Raw genomic sequence first — 21,958 nt, 5'->3', positions numbered from 1 at the left:
TATATGATATTGCAATTATTAGATTTAATTTTTAAAAATTAGTTCCTGATACGAAAGCTATGCGTAAACACCGTGGCTTTCCCCTGACGACAGAATCCAACTAACGTTAAGTTGGCTTTCTCTGCTACCTCAATAGCGAGGGCGGTAGCCGCAGAAACGGCAAACAGAATTTCTGCGCCGCAGCTGGCGGCTTTTTGCACCATTTCATAACTGGCACGGCTAGAAACCAGTACCGCACCTTGCTGCCATTGGTTGCGATGTTTCATTCCCAAAAGTTTATCAAGAGCCACATGGCGACCGACATCCTCGCAACCTCCCACTAACACACCTTCTGGAGAGATCCATGCAGCAGCGTGGGTACAGCCCGTCAGTGCACCAATTTCTTGCACTTTTTTCAATTCATGTAATGCATTATCGAGGTAGGACAAAGAAAAGGTTTGGGTGAAAGGCAGAGGGGCGATAGGTTTGAAGATTTCGTCAAGTTGTTCTGTTCCACAAATACCACAGCCAGTACGCCCCGCTAAATTACGGCGACGTTCTTTTAACTCCATAAACCGGCGGCTAGATAATTCTACTTGTACTTCAATTCCGCGGTTGCAGCCTTCAACGATATCAATTCCACGAATTTCATCACCTGACTGTATTATCCCTTCAGAAAGAGCGAACCCAACCGCGAAGTCCTCAAGATCTTTCGGCGTTGCCATCATTACCACATGGGATATGCCATTGAAGACTAAAGCAACAGGATATTCTTCGGCAACATAGTCATTAACAGGCAAATCAAGGTTGCCTTTTTGTTGCACGGTTGTTTGGTTTAAGCCAATCATTTTGGTTAATTTGGAGTCATTTGTAGTATTTGTTTCATACATTAGATGAATTCCTAGCATTAATGATACATAATATTAATTATGGGTAAAAAGAATTTACACCATTTGCCAGGCAATGAACCTGGATACGTAAGGATAACGTTGAATAAGAAGAGTTTACCTGATTATCGCGATTGACGTTAGGTAAACATGAGCAATGTAAATGAGGAGATCCCCATGCAAGTCAGCAGAAGGCAGTTCTTTAAGATCTGCGCTGGCGGTATGGCAGGTACGACGGCAGCGGCCTTGGGTTTTGCACCCGCCACCGCGTTAGCGTCAACGCGCCAGTATAAATTACTGCGTGCGAAGGAAACCAGAAATACCTGTACCTACTGTTCTGTCGGCTGTGGGCTGTTGATGTACAGCCTCGGTGATGGCGCGAAAAATGCTAAAGAGAGCATTTTCCATATTGAAGGGGACCCGGATCATCCGGTAAACCGTGGTGCACTTTGTCCGAAAGGTGCTGGACTTATCGATTTTATCCACAGTGAAAGCCGCTTGAAATACCCTGAAGTGCGTGAGCCGGGTACTAATGAGTGGAAACGTATCACTTGGAACGACGCATTTGATCGTATCGCTAAGCTAATGAAAGAAGACCGCGATGCGAACTTTATTGAGAAAAATAAAGAGGGTGTGACGGTTAACCGTTGGCTAACCACCGGTATGCTGTGCGCATCGGCTGGTAGTAACGAAAGCGGATTTGTAACGCAAAAATTCACCCGCGCTCTCGGCATGCTTGCCGTTGATAACCAAGCGCGTGTCTGACACGGACCAACGGTAGCAAGTCTTGCTCCAACATTTGGTCGCGGTGCGATGACCAACCACTGGGTTGACATTAAAAATGCAAACCTAGTTGTCGTTATGGGTGGTAATGCGGCAGAAGCGCATCCAGTCGGTTTCCGCTGGGCGATGGAAGCTAAAATCCATAATAAAGCCAAACTCATTGTTATTGACCCACGCTTTACCCGTACTGCGGCAGTGGCGGATTTTTACACGCCTATCCGTTCAGGGACTGATATCGCATTTTTATCGGGTGTTATCAAATATTTACTGGATAATGAGAAAATTCAGCGTGAATACGTGGAAGCGTATACCAACGCCAGTTTAGTTATTCGTGAAGATTATGGGTTTGATGATGGCCTGTTTACAGGTTATGACGAAGAAAAACGTCAATACGACAAAACCACGTGGAACTATGAGATGGATGAAAACGGCCTTGCGCTGCGCGATCCGACTCTGAAACACCCACGTTGTGTGTTAAACCTATTAAAAGAGCACGTCAGCCGTTATACACCTGAAGTGGTGAATAACATCTGTGGGACGCCAATCAAAGACTTCTTGCAAGTCTGTGAGTACCTTGCAGAAACCAGTGCTAAAGATAAAACAGCCTCGTTCTTATACGCATTAGGTTGGACTCAACATACCGTGGGTGCGCAAAATATCCGTACCATGGCGATGATCCAATTACTGTTGGGTAATATGGGGATGTTAGGCGGTGGTGTTAACGCACTGCGCGGACACTCCAATATCCAAGGTTTGACTGACTTAGGTTTGCTATCTCAAAGCTTGCCGGGGTATTTAACCTTACCATCAGAAAAACAAACGACATTAGAAAGTTACTTAGCTGCAAACACGCCAAAAGCGACGGTTGAAGGCCAAGTGAACTATTGGGGTAATTACCCGAAATTCTTTGTTAGTTTGATGAAGACGTTCTATGGCGATAAAGCGCAGAAAGAAAACAACTGGGGCTTTGATTTATTACCGAAATGGGATCAAGGCTACGATGTGCTGCGTTATTTCGAGATGATGGATAAGGGCGAAGTAAATGGCTATATTTGCCAAGGCTTTAACCCAGTGGCCTCATTCCCGAATAAAAACAAAGTGATTAAATCACTTTCTAAGCTGAAGTATTTAATCACCGTTGACCCGCTGAACACCGAAACGTCGAATTTCTGGCAAAACCACGGCGAAATGAATGATGTGAAGCCGGAAGAAATCCAAACGACGGTATTCCGCCTGCCATCTTGTTGTTTTGCTGAAGAAAATGGTTCGATTGTTAACTCAGCGCGTTGGCTACAGTGGCACTGGAAAGGCGCAGATGCACCTGGTGAAGCGATTAGTGATGGTGAAATTCTATCCGGTATTTTCCACCGTTTACGCCAACTGTATGCGTCTGAAGGTGGTGCGGTACCTGAACAAGTTCTAAGTATGACTTGGAATTACTTCGACCGTGATCACCCAACGCCAGAAGAAGTTGCTCAAGAAAACAATGGCTATGCCTTGGTTGACTTGAAAGATGCTGATGGCAACGTTATTGCGAAAAAAGGTGAGTTGCTGAGCTCGTTTGCACAGTTACGTGATGACGGTACCACCGCGAGTGGCTGCTGGATATTTACAGGTAGCTGGACACCAAAAGGCAACCAAATGGCTAACCGTGATAACTCTGACCCAACGGGTCTGGGGAATACATTAGGTTGGGCATGGGCGTGGCCTCTTAACCGCCGTGTGATTTATAACCGCGCATCGGCAGACCCAATGGGTAAACCGTGGGATCCAAAACGTCAAATCCTTGAGTGGAATGGCAGCAAGTGGATAGGCATGGATATTCCTGACTATAGCAATGCTGCACCAGGTAGTGGTGTTGGTCCGTTTATCATGCAGCCAGAAGGAATGGGACGCCTATTTGCACTGGATAAAATGGCCGAAGGCCCATTCCCAGAGCATTACGAACCGATAGAAACGCCATTGGATACCAATCCACTGCACCCGAAAGTTGTGTCAAACCCGGCGGCTCGTGTGTTTAAAGATGACTGGGCGCAGATGGGTAAAGCGACAGAATTCCCTTATGTGGGAACCACTTATCGCTTGACTGAACATTTCCACTATTGGACAAAACACGCCTTGTTAAATGCCATCATTCAGCCACAGCAGTTCATTGAAATTGGTGAACGTTTAGCGAATGAGAAAGGGATCAAGCAAGGCGATACGGTGAAAGTCAGCTCCAAACGTGGTTACATCAAAGCGAAAGCGGTGGTGACCAAACGTATTCATACGCTGAAAGTGGCTGGGAAAGATATCGATACTATCGGTATTCCTATTCACTGGGGCTTTGAAGGTTTGGCTGTGAAAGGCTTTATTGCTAACACATTAACGCCGTTTGTGGGTGATGCGAATACTCAGACACCGGAATTTAAATCATTCCTTGTCAATGTGGAAAAGGTGTAAGGAGATAAATTATGTCAATGCAATCTCAGGACATTATTCGTCGCTCTGCCACCAATTCCCTGACTCCCGCACCTCAGGTGCGGGACTATAAGGAAGAAGTTGCAAAGCTTATCGATGTGACGACCTGTATCGGCTGTAAAGCTTGTCAGGTTGCCTGTTCCGAATGGAACGATATCCGTGACAAAATTGGTACTAACGTTGGGGTATATGATAACCCAACAGATTTAACCGCTAAGTCATGGACGGTAATGCGCTTCTCTGAAGTGGAAGAGAACGATAAATTCGAATGGCTGATCCGTAAAGATGGCTGTATGCACTGTGCTGACCCAGGCTGCCTGAAGGCGTGTCCTTCGGAAGGCGCGATAGTGCAGTACAAAAACGGTATCGTTGACTTCCAATCGGAACACTGTATTGGTTGTGGTTATTGTATTGCGGGTTGCCCGTTTGATGTACCGCGTATTAACCCAGAAGATAACCGCGCATACAAATGTACGCTGTGTGTTGACCGTGTTGAAGTCGGCCAAGAGCCTGCGTGTGTGAAAACCTGTCCAACAGGCGCTATCCATTTTGGTAGCAAAGAGGACATGATCAACATGGCTGGCGAGCGTGTAGAAGAGCTGAAAACACGTGGTTATGCGAATGCAGGTTTATATGACCCTGAAGGTGTTGGAGGTACGCACGTGATGTACGTCCTGCACCATGCAGATAAACCTCAGCTGTATCACGGATTGCCGGAGAACCCGACAATCAGCCCTACAGTGACTTTCTGGAAAGGTATCTGGAAGCCGTTAGCAGCGGTTGGTTTTGCTGCAACATTTGCGGCGGCCATCTTCCACTATGTGGGTATTGGTCCGAACCGCGTCTCCAAAAAAGATGAAGAAGAGGCTTTAGAAGATTTGCATAATGCAATGTCATCTGACACTTCGAAATCAAAAGAAGGGGAGGATCAGAAATGATGCCAGATGATAACGACAAAATTATCCGCCATAAGCCGATTGAAAGGATCAATCACTGGGCGGTTGTGATTTGCTTCTTGTTCACCGCAATCAGTGGGCTCGGGTTCTTTTTCCCATCCCTAAACTGGTTTATGAACATTTTGGGTACACCACAACTGTCGCGAATTTTGCATCCATTCGTGGGGACGGCGATGTTCTTGCTGTTCGTATTTATGTTCTTCCGTTATTTCCACCATAACTTCATTAATAAAGAAGATATTAAGTGGGCAAAAAATATCGGCAAAGTACTGAAAAACGAAGAAGCGGGCGATGTCGGCCAATATAACCTAGGCCAAAAAGGGGTGTATTGGGTGGTCACTATCTGCTTATTGGCGCTGGTGATCACGGGAGTGATCATGTGGCGTCCTTATTTCGCAGATTATTTCCCAATCCCTGTTTATCGTGCAGCTATTCTTATTCACTCGCTCTCTGCAATTGCGCTGATTATCATGATTGTGGTTCACGCTTATGCCGCGATTTGGGTGAAAGGTTCAGTGCGTGCGATGGTTGAAGGTTGGGTGACTCGTGGTTGGGCTAGAAAACACCATCCATTGTGGTACCGCCAGCTTTTGGAAAAAGAAAAACAGCAAAAACAGCAACAAGAGAAAAACTAAGTTTTATTATTGTTGTTATCAAACCCACAAATGACTAATGTTATTTGTGGGTTTTTTATATCTAAAAAATATAAATCTTCAATTTATTTGAAAGAAAGAAAATGAGATATATTTATTTGATGACCTATTTACGATTTTATTATGATTATATCCAATCAAAATAAGATTAATAAAAAAAGCACATCAAATAAAGACGCTCTAATTTTGCATATAAGTTATTTTTTTAAACCAATAATAAACAAATAAATATTCATTCATTTTTATTTTATGTAAAAAAAAAGACATTAAAACTTTAACTGATTGATAATTGGTTGTTTTGGCGGTTGTTATTTTTTTGTAAATATCTATTGGATATTGATATTAGATCAATAAATGTCTATCTTAAATGGTCATTATTGATTGGTTCGAGACTTTGTTTTTTATTTTGATTTAAAAGTAAACTAATATTCTAATATTTATTCCTTTTAAGAGCGTTATGATGTACATATATTAAAGGAATTAATTGCTGGACATTAGTGATATTATTTAATAAAAATAGTAATATAATTATTAATAAATATAAAAACAGTCATATATTTAAATATCTTTTTAACACAGCTAAATAATAGAACACTAATTCATTCCATTTACGATAGCTAAATAAAGAGGTACCACATGGATCTTCCTTTACAAGGTATTAAAGTACTGGATTTCACCGGTGTACAATCAGGACCATCTTGTACTCAAATGTTAGCGTGGTTCGGCGCAGATGTTATTAAGATTGAACGCCCCGGAGTTGGAGATGTCACGCGTAACCAATTAAGGGATATCCCTGATGTGGATGCGCTGTATTTCACGATGCTCAATAGTAATAAGCGTTCAGTGGAATTGAATACAAAGACTCCTGAAGGTAAAGAGGTTATGGAGCGGCTGATTAAGCAGGCCGATGTCCTCGTTGAGAACTTCCACCCTGGTGCGATTGACCATATGGGTTTTACGTGGGAACACATTCAAGAATTAAATCCTCGTTTGATTTTTGGTTCCATCAAAGGTTTTGATGAAGACTCGCCTTATGCAGATGTTAAAGCTTATGAAAACGTTGCCCAAGCCGCAGGTGGTGCCGCATCAACCACAGGGTTTTGGGATGGCCCACCATTAGTGAGTGCCGCTGCGCTAGGTGACAGCAATACGGGTATGCACTTGCTGATTGGCTTACTTGCAGCGCTATTACATCGTGAGAAAACTGGCAAAGGCCAGCGAGTGACTATGTCGATGCAAGATGCTGTACTCAACTTGTGCCGTGTCAAACTTCGTGACCAGCAACGTTTAGAGAAAATTGGCTATCTTGAAGAATATCCACAATACCCAAATGGCACATTTGGTGATGCCGTTCCTCGTGGCGGTAATGCTGGCGGTGGTGGCCAGCCAGGTTGGATCTTAAAATGTAAAGGCTGGGAAACAGACCCAAATGCTTATATTTATTTTACTATCCAAGAACAGGACTGGGAGCAAACCTGTGTAGCGATTGGTAAGCCTGAATGGGCGACGGATCCCGCTTACAATACACCAAAGGCTCGTCAGCCCCATATCTTTGATATTTTTGCTGAAATTGAAAAATTCTTAGCAGATAAAGATAAACATGAAGCGGTCGAGTACTTGAGTAAATACGGTGTCCCTTGTGCCCCTGTACTCAGTATGCGTGAAATCGCACGAGACCAATCTCTGCGTAAGAGCGGAAGTATTGTTGAAGTTGAGCAGCCAAAACGTGGAACTTACTTGACGGTAGGTTGCCCGATGAAATTCTCTTCATTTACACCGGATATCAAAAGCGCACCATTGTTGGGTGAGCACACCGAGCAAGTTCTAACTGAACTAGGTTATAGCGCAGATGAAATTGCGACTATGCGTGCGAACAAAGCGATCTAATTTAAAAATTGGGGGTGACTTATCACTCCCTTTAATCTTTTAATCAGTTAATTATGAGGTAGACATGTCTGCTGATCAAACCCAAAACCTGACTGATGGTATGCATATTATTGTCGATGCTCTCAAAAAAAATGGCATTGATACAATCTACGGTGTTGTTGGAATTCCAGTAACGGACATGGCAAGGCATGCGCAAGCTGAAGGTATTCGCTATATTGGATTTCGTCATGAGCAATCTGCGGGAAACGCGGCTGCAATCAGTGGGTTTATTACCCAAAAACCGGGTATCTGTTTAACGGTATCGGCACCGGGTTTCTTGAATGGTATGGTTGCTCTTGCTAATGCAACCACCAATGGTTTTCCAATGATCCAAATCAGTGGTTCGAGCGACAGAGCGATAATTGATTTGCAGCAAGGTGATTACGAAGAATTAGACCAAATGAACACGGCAAAACCTTTCGTAAAAGCATCTTACCGTGTGAATAAACCCGAAGATCTTGGTATCGCACTCGCTCGAGCAATCCGTGCTTCGGTATCAGGCCGTCCGGGTGGGGTTTATCTTGACTTAACAACGGAAGTTTTATCTGCCGTGATGGATAAAGACGCTGCGGATAAAACCATTTTTACCGTTGAAGACCCTGCACCAAGACAAATTCCATCACCCGATTCAGTAAATAAAGCCCTTAAGTTGCTCGCATCGGCTAAGCGGCCATTAATTATTTTGGGCAAAGGCGCTGCTTATGCCCAAGCGGATGATAATATTCGCCAATTTATTGAAACAACCAGTATCCCTTATTTACCGATGTCTATGGCTAAAGGTTTGTTACCTGATATACATCCTCTATCAGCCGCATCAGCTCGTTCATATGCCTTATCCAGTGCAGATGTTGTGGTATTAATGGGCGCACGTCTTAATTGGTTGCTTGATCATGGTAAAGGTAAGCACTGGTCACCAGAAACGCAATTCATTCAGTTAGATATTGAACCTTCTGAAATCGATAGTAACCGTCCAATAGCGGCTCCCGTTGTTGGCGATATTTATTCAAGTATTGAATCATTATTGGCAGGACTTAAATCAATCCCTGTTAAGTCCCCAACGGAATGGATTACCAGCATTGATGAACACAAGAAAATCAATGTCGAGAAAATGGCAGTTAAGTTGAACACTGACACTTCCCCGATGAACTATTTCAATGCGTTACGTGCAATCCGCGATGTGCTGGTCGATCACCAAGACGTTTATGTCGTTAATGAAGGCGCTAACACGCTGGATAATGGAAGAAATATTATTGATATGTACCAACCACGTAAGCGCTTAGATTGTGGAACGTGGGGCGTAATGGGCGTTGGAATGGGTTATGCAATCGGTGCCGCTGTAACCAGTGGTAAGCCAGTTGTGGCGATTGAAGGCGATAGCGCGTTCGGTTTTAGTGGTATGGAAATTGAAACGATTTGTCGCTACAAATTGCCTGTCACTATTTTGATTTTCAATAATGGCGGAATTTATCGTGGTGATGGTGTAAATCTCCATGGTGACCAAGACCCTTCTCCGACTGTTTTAATGGGCGGTGCTCGTTATGACAAAATGATTGAGGCTTTTGGTGGCATTGGCTATCAAGCAACAACCCCTGCAGAAGTACAGGAGGCTTTGAAGGCCGGTTTAACATCGGGTCATCCAACCTTGATAAACGTTGTTATTGACCCTGCAGTTGGAACGGAAAGTGGCCATATTGGTAATTTAAATCCGAAGTCTGTCGTAAAAAATTAACGCAGTATAACGTTAACTAACCAAGATCACCCTACGCGACTCATTTTAATGAGTAGCGTACGGGATCTTATTGCCAAAAATAGGTGGGTCTTATGGCTGATTTTATGTATAAGATTTTTATGAGCGACCTATTACCTATCATTATTATTATGGTATTAGGTTATGTGAGTGGTAAACGAAATGTATTTACCAGTGACCAAGCGAAAGCATTCAATAAGTTGGTATTAAATTACGCATTACCTGCTGCATTATTTGTTTCTATCGCACGCGCTAATCGAGAAATGATATTTGCAGACGCTAAATTGACGATTATTTCATTTGTAGTCTTACTTGTTTGTTTCTTTTTCTCTTTCTTTAGCTGTAAATATATTTTTAAACATAGTCGTGGCGAAGCAGCGGTATGTGCATTAATTGCAGGTTCTCCGACAATTGGTTTCTTAGGGTTTGCGGTTTTAGACCCTATTTATGGTGAAACCGTTTCAACGGGGTTAGTTGTTGCCATTATATCCATCATCGTTAATGCCATTACAATTCCGATTGGCTTGTTCTTACTGAACCCATCTGATGCAGAAGGGAAAAAGGGCGGCGGCGGTATGGATGCATTAATCTCAGCCTTTAAAGAACCTGTCGTATGGGCTCCGGTACTCGCGACTGCACTGGTATTGGTTGGTGTGAAAATTCCTACCGTTTGGGATCCGACATTTGATTTAATTGCGAAAGCAAACTCAGGTGTTGCGGTATTTGCTGCCGGTCTGACATTAGCCGCAAATAAATTCGAGTTCGATGGTGAGATTGTCTATAACACGCTATTAAAGCTAGTGTTAATGCCAGGATTAATGTTGCTCGCAGGTATGATGTTTAATATGGGAACAGAGCAACTGCAAATGATGGTATTAGCCGGAGCGTTACCACCTGCTTTCTCTGGGATCATTATAGCAAGCCGCTTTAATCTGTATACCCGTACAGGAACAGCGTCGCTGGCGGTGAGTGTACTTGGTTTTATCATTGCGGCTCCAGCGTGGATTTACATCTCTCGGCTCGTTTCATAGAAAAAGTAAATGGGTCAAAATGAGTTGCCATGGCGTGAGAGACTGCGTCATGGCAGTTTTGTAAAAAGGTGAATTATGACTTCTTCAAAACCACTTGATGGGATACGCGTTCTTGATTTTACGGGAGTCCAGTCAGGCCCATCTTGTACACAAATGCTTGCGTGGTTCGGCGCTGATGTGATCAAAATAGAGCGACCAGGGGTTGGGGATGTGACGCGTAATCAATTACGTGATATCCCTGATGTCGATGCATTATATTTTACGATGTTAAATAGTAATAAACGTTCTTTAGAGCTCAATACTAAAACCCCAGAGGGCAAAGCCGTAATGGAGAAGCTAATACGTCAATCTGATGTATTAATTGAAAATTTTCATCCGGGGGCTATCGACCATATGGGGTTTACGTGGGAGTACATTCAAGAACTTAATCCACGGTTAATTTTTGGTTCGATTAAAGGGTTTAATGAGAACTCGCCGTATGCGAATGTGAAAGCCTATGAAAATGTTGCTCAATCTGCTGGTGGTTCAGCATCGACAACGGGTTTTCCTGATGGCCCGCCAACGGTAAGTGCTGCAGCATTAGGTGATAGTAATACGGGTATGCATTTATTGATTGGCATACTGACGGCGCTGTTACACCGAGAAAAAACAGGTAAAGGCCAACGTGTGACCATGTCAATGCAAGATGCGGTGCTTAATTTATGTCGTGTGAAATTGCGTGATCAACAACGTTTAGAAAAACTCGGTTTCTTAGAGGAATACCCTCAATACCCAAATGGCACGTTTGGTGATGCGGTTCCCCGTGGGGGAAATGCGAGTGGGGGAGGTCAACCTGGAACGATGCTTAAGTGCAAAGGCAGTGATACTGACCCAAATGCGTACATTTACTTTATTAATCAAGACCATAATTGGGAAAATACCTGTGATGCCATTGGGCGTCCAGAATGGAAAACTGATCCTGCTTTTGCCACTACACAGGCACGCGCAAGCCATATCCAAGATGTATGGGATGCAATTGAAGAAATCGCTAAAGACAAAGATAAACATGCACTAACCGATTATTTTGATCAGTTTGATGTGCCGTGTTCTGCAGTATTAAGTATGAAAGAAATTATGGAAGACCCTTCTTTGCGTCGTAGCGGCTCGATTGTCGAGGTTCAACAACCAAAACGAGGGACATATTTAACGGTAGGCTGCCCAATGAAGTTTTCAGCCTTTATGCCTGAAATTAAAAGTGCTCCATTGTTAGGGGAACATAATAACGAAGTGTTAAAAGAGCTTGGTTATAGCGATGAACAAATTATGGAAATGAGAAAAAATAATGTTATTTAATTAATAACATTAAATTCGCTCTTAATATGACTTTCTAAAATGGAAAATTAATATTAGCAGCTATATTTAGGTTCTCGATGTATTTAAATATAGCCGCTACACTCAAGCTATTATTACCTAAATTATTTGGAGTTATAGAAATATCATTCCTATTTAATATTTATTTTTATTAATAGCAAAAAATTATTTATTTACTAATAAATTCTTTGAATAAGGATTATTGTATGAGTATTGCTGAAATAAAAAAAAGCAGTAAAGTAGCAGCCGTTGATTTTATTCCTGCATGGGGAGATCTAAATGGAAATATTCAACGTTTAGTCGAAGCGACAGAAAAAGTGGCCGCTCAAGGGGTAAATTACGCTGTATTTCCAGAAACGGCAGTGAGTGGTTATTTATTTTCAGACTTTACGGAATTAGCACCTTATTTAGATACCATCCCAGGAAAAACGACAGCGGCAGTATTGCCTATATTGGCTCGTACAGGGATGTATATGAGTGTCGGTATCGCGGAACGAGATAGCGAAACAGGGCTAGCTTATAATTCCGCTGTTTTGATGGGGCCAGAAGGCATTATTGGTAAATATCGTAAAATAGGCCTGAATTCCCAAGACCAAAAAGTGTTTGCTCCGGGTAATACCGGTGTGAAAACCTTTGAAACACCGATTGGCCGTATCGCCTTATTGATTTGTTATGATGATACTTACTGGCAATATGTTCGGTTAGCTGCATTGGAAGGTGCACAAATCATTGGTTGGCATTCAGTCTCTGACCGTATGATGCCGAACGCGACTCCTGCTGAAATGCTTGGCGATCATTCAACCGTTGCACATGTGCAGCATATGAGTGCTTTCAATGGAGTGTGGGTAATTTGTGCAACACGTAGTGGAATTGAAACCAATCCAATTACCAAAGGACAGCTTTATTATAATGGTGGTTCGAGCGTATGGGCGCCATCAGGGCATAAAGTGGCACAATCTCCAGTGCTTAGCCCGTTAGAGCTAGAACCCGGGCTAAATGGTATATACAGTGCGACAATTGATTTAGATGAAGCGGATACACAACGCGATGCATTACTGGCGAAGCGTCGCCCTGAATTATATTTCCCAACGCTCGCTTTTCACCGCAGCCCAACAGATATCAATGCTACGTCAACAATAACACAAACGACACTTATTGCAGCGCAGTGGGAAAAATCGGTTTCTAAACTAGACTCAATTCAAGTGGGGGAAAATGAGCTCCTAGTACTTCCTGAGCTTTCCGCACTACCTTATACCAACGATCCCAACATTGTTTTGTCTTATGCTGAACAACAGGGTGGGGTTTTCGAGCAAACATTGTGTAAAGCCGCTCAAAAAGGGAAAGGGTATATTGTTGGAAGCTACCCTGAAATTGAAAAGGATAGATTGTTCCATACGGTAGTACTTGCAGGGCCGTTAGGAGATATATTAGCGCGCTATCGTGTGACACATCTTAATGAGCGGGATAGTGGCTGGGCAACAGCGGGTAGCTCTGTGAGTGTGACAGCAACGCCAATTGGCCGTATTGCGCTGGCAGCCGCACATGAATTAGACGTACCTGAGTTAGGTGGTTTATATAGTACGTTACGCGCTGATATTCTTGCTGCGCCAGCGGGTATGCCGAGTGATTTAAAAGTGGAGATTGATAGCCATCTTTTTTCGGTTGAAGAGCCGCCAACAGGGCGTGCCGATTTTGCCCCTTATGCGATCGCTACGTTAAATCAGTTATGGGTGGTTTGTGGTGGACGAAACGAACGTGATTCTACGTCAGCCGCGATTTATGGGCCAGAGCCTGTTGTGCTGACTCCAACATTGACAGCACAACGAGGTGCTGAAGATGTACGTTTACAAGCTCAGGTACCCGCTCCTTTTACTTGGATTAACCAAGAACGGTTGGTGAGTGGTCAGCAAGCTATTTGGTTCCCCCCACTGACGCAGTAATGTTCATATCATCCCGTTGCTATTAGAAATATAGCAACGGGATCTTACTGTGAATAGGAGCTATAGTTAATGACTTCCATAACTAGATTATTTATATGCTGACTTTTCGACAGTTTGGTAGCCAAGAAACCCGGATTAAAACACTCCATTTTTAAGGTGTGTTGCTTCGTTGGTTTTAATCGCGAGTATTGCTATTGAAACATTCAATCATGACCCCTTTCTCAAGCGGTCAATTTACTTTGATATTCAATTTTAGTTCTGCATCTATTTTACATGTGATTTTTTTATCTTATATGATTTTACTCTTTTCAACGGTTTATTTTATTAGCTTAATTTTCTACATTTTCGAACGGGGTCTTAATGTTGATGTTAAAACGTATGGGGATGCCATTTAGTGGGCGGCAATGACGGTTTTTCCTATTTTTACGGTATATATCAGTCGACTAAGTCAGTCAGAAAAAGAATCATCAAGACAGGTAAGTAAACTATGATTTCCTCTCCAAAAGTTCCTTTTATGCAGTTACCTGCGATCGCATTTTTATTAGCTATTGCGTCAGGAATGCTCGATGGATATGCCTTCTTTACGACTAAATCATTCGCTACTTTTCAGTCAGGCAATATTATTATGTTAGGTTATGAGTTTGCTAAGCATGGCCTAACCGCAGTGATGCCTTATATTGTTTCCATTATTTCCTTTGGTGCGGGGGCAATGCTGTTGGCATGGATCCGCTACCGCTATAATACCGATGAAAAAACATGGACATTTACATTATTATCACTGGAAATCGTCCTTTTATTATTACTCATTGTTTATATTTTTTTCTTTAATGTTCACTCTAATGGGTTTCATGCTGTTTGGGCTCTTTCTTTTATTGCGGGAATGCAAGGTAATGCGTTTCATAAGATTAATGGCATGCTATATGGCAATATTGCGGTGACTTTGAATGTACAACTGGGTTTTAGCTCATTGGCAGAGTCTATTGCATTTAAAGGTCAAGAAAGAAAAAGTGCATTATATAAGAGTTATTGTTACTTTCTGACGCTATTGGGTTTTGCTGGCGGGGCTTTCATGATGGTGTTATTGGCTGATTATGTTAAGGAATATGCTTTATTTGCCACATTAATCCCACTATGTTTGATATTTTTCTTTGGCCACCAATTTTCGAAAGAAAATAAAGGAGTGCCAATAGATTCTAACTAGTTTTTGAACAATGAGTGATAGGCGGGAAAATACCGCCTATCTCATAAAATGACAGTCATTATTTTGAAGTGAAAAAATTCAGTGCATTATTAAAACAGATATCTTGAACCATATTTCCTAGCATTTTTTCATCACTTGGTACTTCACCATTAACCGCCCAAGTTCCAATCATATTACATAGTATGCGACGGAAATATTCATGACGCGTATAGGATAGGAAGCTACGAGAATCGGTTAACATTCCAACAAATTGGCTTAATAAGCCTAATTGTGAAAGTTGCTCAAGTTGACGCACCATGCCGTCTTTTTGGTCATTAAACCACCAACCAGAACCAAACTGAACTTTCCCTGCTATGCTACCACCCTGGAAATTGCCAATCATAGTTGCTAGTACCTCATTATCACGAGGGTTTAAGCAATATAAAATGGTTCTTGGTAGCTCATTGCTCTTATCCATTTCATCTAACAAACGGGAAAGTGGGTAAGCTATAGGGCTATCACCAATAGAATCGAAACCGCTATCAGCACCTAACAGTTTGAACATCCGGGTGTTATTATTGCGTAATGCACCAATATGCAATTGCATAGCCCAGTTTCGCTTAGCATATTGCTTACCTAGCCAGACAATGACTGCAGTAGAGAATTGAGCAATAGATTGCTCATCCAGAGGTTGCCCACGAAGTCTATTTTGTAAAATAGTATCGAGCACACTTTCATCGGGGATCGGGGCGTAGCGTAGCACTTCAATTCCATGGTCAGAGGCCACACAGCCATGCTTATCAAAGTGGTTTAGGCGTGATCCTAAAGCTGACAATAAATCACTAAAACGATTAATTTCAATATCCGCTGATTGCCCTAATTTCGTCATGTAATCGACGAAACCATCAAGCTCAATTTTAAATGCTCTATCTGGACGCCAACTTGGACGGACTTCGATATTGAAAGTATCATCTTGTGCAATTTTTTGATGATATTCTAATGGATCTGTTGGGTCATCGGTTGTACCGACCATGTGTACGTTCATTTGCTGCATAATCCCACGAGCTGAAAATTCGGGGTGAGCCAATTTTTCGTTTGCTTCGTGCCAAATGGCTTCAGAGGTCTCAGGGGAAAAGAGCTTACCCGTAATACCAAAAGGGCGACGTAATTCTAGATGAGTCCAATGGTACAAAGGGTTACCTAGCGTCATAGGAACCGCTTTTGCCCAAGCTTGATATTTTTCGTAGTCACTCGTTTCACGGCCTGTAATAAGAGATTCAGGGATCCCAGCAGACCGCATTCCACGCCATTTATAATGGTCACCTTCTAACCAGATTTGCCCAAGATTATCAAATTGGCGGTTTTCTGCTATTTCACGAGGGTTCAAATGGCAGTGATAATCATAGACTGGCATTGTTGCAGCATAGTCATGATAAAGACGGCGAGCCATTTCGTTATTGAGTAAAAAATCTTCACAAAGAAATGTTTTCATATCAGTATCCAATTTAAAGCTTAGCAACGGCTTGGCGCGCGCCGATATCAAGCAACTGTTGATAAGCTGATTTAATTGCAGCGACAAAGTGTGGATTTTGAGGTAACTCAGTACCAAAAATGGCATCAATGGCGAGTAAATCATCAACAACTGAAACAGTTAGCCCATGTTTCGCATAAATGGTGGCGTATGTATCAGCAAGCGGGTCACGGACATCAATTTTTTGGCCTTGTTCATCTACACCTGCGACATAACGCATCCAGCCGGCGATCCCCAACGCTAAATGACGATAATCAGATTGGTTTTCGATATGCCATGCGACTGGGTCTAATAAACGCTGTGGGAGTTTTTGGCTACCGTCCATCGCGATTTGCCATGTTTGGTGCTTCAATGATGGATTCGTAAAGCGCTCAATTAAATTATTGGCGTAGGCAGGTAAGTCAGTTTCTTCTGGCATAACCAAGGTTGGTGCTTGCTCATTTAACATTAATGCATGAGCGGCACGACAATAATCGGGGTTAGTCATGGTATCAGAGATATGTGCGTATCCACCTAAGTAGCCAAGATAGGCTAAGAAAGAGTGGCTACCATTTAACATTCTTAGTTTCATCAGTTCGAATGGAACAACATCTTCAACGAATTGTGCACCGGCACAATCCCATTCTGGCCGACCATTGACAAAGTTGTCTTCAATGACCCATTGGCGGAAAGGTTCACAAGCAATAGCACAATCGTCCTTAACACCTAAAAGTTCTGCTATTTCAGCCAAGGTTTCTTCTGTTGCTGCGGGAACAATGCGATCAACCATAGTGCAAGGGAATGTGACGTTTTCTTCTATCCATTGGGCTAATTCAGCATCTTGTAATTTCGCTAATCCTAAAACCGCTTCTCGAGCGACATGGCCGTTCTCGCGAACATTATCACAAGAAAGTACGGTAAATGGCGGTAGTTTGCGTTCAGATCTTCGTTTTAGAGCCGCAGTGATATAGCCAATCGCTGAGGCGGGATTGTTTGGCGTTGATAAATCTTGTTGAATGAGTGGGTTATTTGTATCTAATTTCCCTGTTGCGGGGTCGGCACAATAACCTTTTTCAGTGACAGTAAGAGAAACAATGCTGACAGAAGGCGAAGCCATTTTTTCAAGAATGGCATCAACACCATCAATGAGCGGGTGCAGCGCTTCTTTCATTGAGCCAATAATTTTTAATTCGGTATGCGTTTCACCTTTTTCTGCCACGGTATAAAGCATGGATTGTTGCTTAAGATTTTCTATCAAAGCCGCATCATGTTTAGACATGAGATTGACTTCACAATAGCCCCAATCACTGTCTGTTTTTTCTAACACGTGGTGAGTATAGAGCGCTTGGTGAGCACGATGAAAAGCGCCACAACCTAGATGCACGATACGGGTGGTTAGGCGGTCTGTTGTCCAGTTTGGGCGATTAGCATTAATTGCCGCAGTAACGATATTTTTTTCCATGATGATTCCCTGTTGATTGGCGGCCAATATCATGTGACCGCCTGTCAGGTACAACGGTGAATGATTATTTTTTTTGATAGAATGCGCGATGGATCCCTAATTCTAGCCCTCTCAGTTCTGCGAGCCCCTTGAGGCGGCCTATCGCGGAGTAACCTGGGTTTGTTTTTTTCTTTAAGTCATCAAGCATTTGGTGTCCGTGGTCTGGACGCATAGGGATCAATTCACCTGAGCCACTTTGTAGTCGGCGATGCTCTTCTTCAGCAATAGCGCAAACCACATTATACATATCAACATCGCCCGCCAAATGCGCCGCTTCATGGAATGTATTTGGGTTATCTTCTCGTAATGTTGAACGCAAATGCAGAAAATAAATGCGTGAACCAAAGGTACGGATCATATTCACTAAATCGTTATCAGCTCTTACACCATAGGAGCCTGTACACATTGTGTAGCCGTTTGCATCACTATCAACGGTGTCTGCCATCCATTGCATATCCTCAATTGTTGAGACGATACGTGGCAAACCTAAAATTGGGCGAGGAGGATCATCGGGATGAACCGCCATTTTCATACCAATTTCTTCTGCAACTGGAATTATTTTCTTTAAGAAATAAGCAAAGTGTTCACGTAATTTATTTTTATCGATATTTGCGTAGCGTTTTAGGTGTTGGCGGAACTGCTCAAGGGTATACCCTTCTTCTGCACCAGGTAAGCCCGCGATGATATTACTAATGAGCTTTTGTTTCTCTTCATCGCTCATGGATTCAAAACGTTGTTTTGCCTGAACTTGTTCTTCAGCGGTGTAATCTTGCTCCGCATTTTCTCGCTGTAATAAGTAAATCTCAAATACAGCAAAAGCGATTTGATCAAAACGTAATGCCTTTGAGCCATCTGGAAGCTCATATTCTAAGTCAGTGCGTGTCCAATCAAGTATTGGCATAAAGTTATAACAAACTGTACGGATACCACAAGCTGCGAGGTTACGCATTGATTGTTGGTAGTTTGCTATCCATTTATCGCAGTCACCAGTATGTGTTTTGATATCTTCATGAATAGGAATACTTTCCACTACCGCCCACTCTAATTGGTTGGCCTCAATTAAGTCTTTGCGTTTTTGTATTTCGTCAACACTCCATACTTCACCGTTAGGTATATGATGAAGTGCCGTTACAATTCCTGTTGCGCCTGCCTGACGAATATCCGATAGAGAAACCGGATCAGCCGGCCCGTACCAACGCCAAGTTTGTTTCATACTTAACCTCGTTTATATTTCACAGATGCTTCTTAATCGGCTAATAAGCTTTTTTGCAAGTTTGTCGCGCCGTATTTTGGAACCGATAGTCAGTTCACTTATTTTATAAAAATTGTGCCACGATGTTGTTTTAAGATCTATAGAGGTCAACCAATTTGGTTAACCAGATCACAAATACCCATTAAATTTGGGTGACCAATAACAAAGTAAGAGGCAGCTCACAAAATAAAGCCTTTGTTTTATGCAGAATCCGAACAATAAAATAGAAGAGTTATCAATTTAAAACTATTTTTACCACTGGTTGACCAATTTGGTTTTAACGGGGCTAACCATTTATTCATTCAGGATTACAAGAAAAATATAAAACGTAAAAGGCTGATTATGAAAAAGTTAAAACATTATCGATGGTACATGATTCTTCTGGTTTGCTTCATTACCATAATTAACTACTTAGATAGAACCGCACTCGGTGTTGCTGCTCCAACCATCATGGAAACTACAGGGATCACAAAGGAACAGTATTCATGGATTGTGAGTGCATTCCAGTTAGCCTATACAATTGGTCAACCAATAATGGGTTTTTTTATTGACACCATTGGCTTGAAATTAGGATTCTTTATTTGTGCATTAATCTGGGGTTTAGCCACTATGGGGCATGCATTAACAGGCTCATGGCAAGGTTTAGCCTTTATGAGAGGGATCATGGGGTTCAGTGAAGCCTCCGCAATTCCTGCCGGTGTGAAAACTGCATCAACTTGGTTTCCAGCGAAAGAGCGAGGCATCGCAACTGGTGTTTTCAATATGGGAACATCCTTTGGTGCCATGTTAGCGCCACCATTAATTGCTTGGGCTATCCTATTTCATAGCTGGGAATTTGCTTTCATCATTTCGGGTATATTGGCCATTATCGCTGCATTTATTTGGTTTTTCTTTTACAAAGACCCTAAAGATGCGAAAAGATTATCCGATGAAGAGCGTGCTTATATCGAAAATGGACAAGAAAAATATCTTCAGGTATCTAAGAAAGAAAAAACGTCTATTACAAATATTTTGAAACAACGTAATTTCTGGGGAATTGGGATTTCTCGTTTTCTTGCTGACCCGGCTTGGGGAACGATTAACTTCTGGGTACCTATTTTCTTTGTAGAAACACTAAATTTTAGCCTCAAAGAAATCGCAATGTTTGTTTGGCTGCCATTCCTAATGGCAGATTTAGGTTGCTTGGCAAGTGGTTTTGTTGCCAAGTTTTTAAATGACCGTGGAGTATCATTAATTAACTCGCGCCGTATTACTTTTACCATTGGTGCCATTTTGATGACGACCATTGGCTTAGTGAGTATTGTTGAGAATCCATATGTTGCTGTTTTACTTATTAGTATTGGTGGATTTTCTCACCAGCTATTATCAACAGTTGCAGCCACTCTCGGTGCGGATTTATTCAAAAAGAACGAAGTTGCAACAGCTGTTGGTATGGCAGGTGCGTGTGCTTGGACTGGTCAGTTAATCTTTAATTTATTCATCGGTGCATTTGTTGGTATCATCGGTTTTGGTCCATTCTTTGTGGCTTTAGCTGTTTTTGATTTAATTGGTGCTGCAGTATTGTGGATCCTTATTAAAGAAAAAAAAGAACCGGAAGAAAATGGGCATAATCAAGATAACTCATTAGCAACATCGTAATTAGTGCTAGTTATTTGAAAAGGCGCGGAATTTATTGTTCTGCGCCTTTTTATTTGTTTTTTATTGCACTTGTGTAGTACAAAACTATTTTTGGTCGACCAATATCTGTTAAACTAAATATAATAAAAGTTAAGTTTTAATTGAATGGCCAATGTAATGACACAGTTTACTGAATATAAACGCCCCTATCAGGAAGTCGGCCATGCTTTACGCCAAATGATCTCTAATATGAGCTATGCGATTGGTGACAGGCTTCCACCGGAGCGGGAAATTGCTGAAATGCTAGATGTTTCACGTGCAGTCGTACGCGAAGCTTTGATTATGTTAGAAATTGAAAATCTTATTGAAGTTCGTAAGGGGTCTGGGGTTTATGTTATTGCACTGCCTCAGGACAAGGGAATTGGTGAGCAGGATAAACCTGACGGCCTTGCTCTTAATGCCGCAGGGCCATTTGAATTACTTCAAGCTCGTCAATTACTCGAAAGCAATATTGCAGAATTCGCAGCAACACAAGTTACCCCTGTAGATATTGCGAATATGCGTAAAGCGCTTAAAAGAGAACGAGATGAACTAAAAACAGGTGAAGATGAAATAGGAGATCGTGAGTTTCACCTTGCGATAGCGCAAGCAACGCATAATAGTATGTTAGTCGAGTTACTGAAACAATCATGGGAGTGGCGTGAAAACAACCCGATGTGGCAAAAGTTACACGCGCGCATCACAGATAAAGACTATCGAAAAGCATGGATGACGGATCACGAAGTCATTTTAGCGGCCATGATCAAAAAAGATCCTGCAGCGGCAAAAGAAGCTATGTGGCAGCATTTGGAGAATGTAAAGCAAAGGTTACTTGAGCTATCGGACGTTGACGACCCTAATTTTGATGGTTATTTATTCAATTCTTACCCTGTCGTTTTAGTACGTAATTAAAGACAAATTTAATTTGAATAGGTCGCTCTTAACTAACAATAGAGCGACTATGATATTGAGCGCCTTGCAGTCATAACCACTTCAAACCTCAACTTCACTATTTTTATCCTAGTGATAACAAATTATTTATATCAAATAAAACAATCATCATCCTGATTTACATTTACCTTGATCTACTACGGGTTTATGCGAGGGATAATTCTGGTGCTAGAGTAGCCTCAAGGTGACTTTTGTT

15 protein-coding genes are annotated in these 21,958 nt (G+C 42.1%); 11 read left to right on the top strand and 4 right to left on the bottom strand.

Going from position 1 to position 21,958, the window contains the following annotated elements:
- Window positions 1–38: 38 nt before the first annotated feature.
- Window positions 39–869: a formate dehydrogenase accessory sulfurtransferase FdhD gene (fdhD, locus tag M1E86_RS19720; protein WP_213913812.1), complete on the bottom strand. Its 831-nt coding sequence runs from the start codon at window positions 867–869 to the stop codon at window positions 39–41.
- Window positions 870–1,043: 174 nt separating this feature from the next.
- On the opposite strand from fdhD, the gene fdnG reads away from it, so the two are divergent.
- From fdnG to M1E86_RS19675, 9 genes are all read left to right on the top strand, one after another.
- Entirely contained in the window at window positions 1,044–4,091 is a 3,048-nt protein-coding gene (gene fdnG, locus M1E86_RS19715; protein ID WP_125893768.1) for a formate dehydrogenase-N subunit alpha, read from the top strand.
- Window positions 4,092–4,102: 11 nt separating this feature from the next.
- Entirely contained in the window at window positions 4,103–5,047 is a 945-nt protein-coding gene (gene fdxH, locus M1E86_RS19710) for a formate dehydrogenase subunit beta (protein WP_004906826.1), read from the top strand.
- Entirely contained in the window at window positions 5,044–5,700 is a 657-nt protein-coding gene (gene fdoI, locus M1E86_RS19705) for a formate dehydrogenase cytochrome b556 subunit (RefSeq protein ID WP_004906828.1), read from the top strand. Before fdxH ends, fdoI begins: the two co-directional genes overlap by 4 nt.
- A gap of 654 nt (window positions 5,701–6,354) precedes the next feature.
- Entirely contained in the window at window positions 6,355–7,605 is a 1,251-nt protein-coding gene (frc, locus tag M1E86_RS19700; protein WP_125893766.1) for a formyl-CoA transferase, read from the top strand.
- A gap of 64 nt (window positions 7,606–7,669) precedes the next feature.
- The gene (oxc, locus tag M1E86_RS19695) at window positions 7,670–9,373 is read left to right on the top strand and encodes an oxalyl-CoA decarboxylase (protein ID WP_125893764.1); all 1,704 of its coding nucleotides are present in this window, start codon (window positions 7,670–7,672) and stop codon (window positions 9,371–9,373) included.
- A 104-nt stretch (window positions 9,374–9,477) separates the two neighbouring features.
- Complete coding sequence (gene yfdV / locus M1E86_RS19690; RefSeq protein ID WP_004906833.1) at window positions 9,478–10,422, top strand: transporter YfdV; 945 nt, start codon at window positions 9,478–9,480, stop codon at window positions 10,420–10,422.
- 75 nt (window positions 10,423–10,497) lie between these two features.
- Complete coding sequence (gene frc / locus M1E86_RS19685; RefSeq protein WP_213913810.1) at window positions 10,498–11,754, top strand: formyl-CoA transferase; 1,257 nt, start codon at window positions 10,498–10,500, stop codon at window positions 11,752–11,754.
- A 224-nt stretch (window positions 11,755–11,978) separates the two neighbouring features.
- Window positions 11,979–13,712: a nitrilase-related carbon-nitrogen hydrolase gene (locus M1E86_RS19680; RefSeq protein WP_125893759.1), complete on the top strand. Its 1,734-nt coding sequence runs from the start codon at window positions 11,979–11,981 to the stop codon at window positions 13,710–13,712.
- A 487-nt stretch (window positions 13,713–14,199) separates the two neighbouring features.
- Window positions 14,200–14,913 (top strand): YoaK family protein, encoded by a 714-nt coding sequence (locus M1E86_RS19675; RefSeq protein ID WP_125893757.1) that lies wholly within the window; start codon window positions 14,200–14,202, stop codon window positions 14,911–14,913.
- Window positions 14,914–14,971: 58 nt separating this feature from the next.
- Here the strand turns inward: M1E86_RS19675 and uxaC are convergent, their stop codons facing one another.
- The 3 genes from uxaC to uxuA all read right to left on the bottom strand — a co-directional run bounded on the left by uxaC (window position 14,972) and on the right by uxuA (window position 19,116).
- Window positions 14,972–16,384, bottom strand: a complete 1,413-nt coding sequence (gene uxaC / locus M1E86_RS19670; protein ID WP_213913808.1) for a glucuronate isomerase — start codon at window positions 16,382–16,384, stop codon at window positions 14,972–14,974.
- A 13-nt stretch (window positions 16,385–16,397) separates the two neighbouring features.
- Entirely contained in the window at window positions 16,398–17,864 is a 1,467-nt protein-coding gene (locus M1E86_RS19665; protein WP_213913807.1) for a fructuronate reductase, read from the bottom strand.
- A gap of 64 nt (window positions 17,865–17,928) precedes the next feature.
- Window positions 17,929–19,116 (bottom strand): mannonate dehydratase, encoded by a 1,188-nt coding sequence (gene uxuA / locus M1E86_RS19660; protein WP_213913806.1) that lies wholly within the window; start codon window positions 19,114–19,116, stop codon window positions 17,929–17,931.
- Between the two features lie 381 nt (window positions 19,117–19,497).
- Here uxuA and M1E86_RS19655 point away from each other — a divergent pair, with 381 nt between their 5' ends.
- Both M1E86_RS19655 and M1E86_RS19650 read left to right on the top strand, forming a co-directional pair.
- Complete coding sequence (locus M1E86_RS19655) at window positions 19,498–20,793, top strand: MFS transporter (RefSeq protein ID WP_125893750.1); 1,296 nt, start codon at window positions 19,498–19,500, stop codon at window positions 20,791–20,793.
- Window positions 20,794–20,949: 156 nt separating this feature from the next.
- Complete coding sequence (locus M1E86_RS19650; RefSeq protein WP_413776255.1) at window positions 20,950–21,723, top strand: FCD domain-containing protein; 774 nt, start codon at window positions 20,950–20,952, stop codon at window positions 21,721–21,723.
- Window positions 21,724–21,958 lie beyond the last annotated feature (235 nt).

The organism is Providencia sp. PROV200 (assembly GCF_049901995.1).
In the GTDB taxonomy this organism is placed as follows: Bacteria; Pseudomonadota; Gammaproteobacteria; order Enterobacterales; family Enterobacteriaceae; genus Providencia; species Providencia rettgeri_E.
Note: the sequence above shows the minus strand (reverse complement) of the source record. Positions and strands in the feature narration are given on the sequence as shown.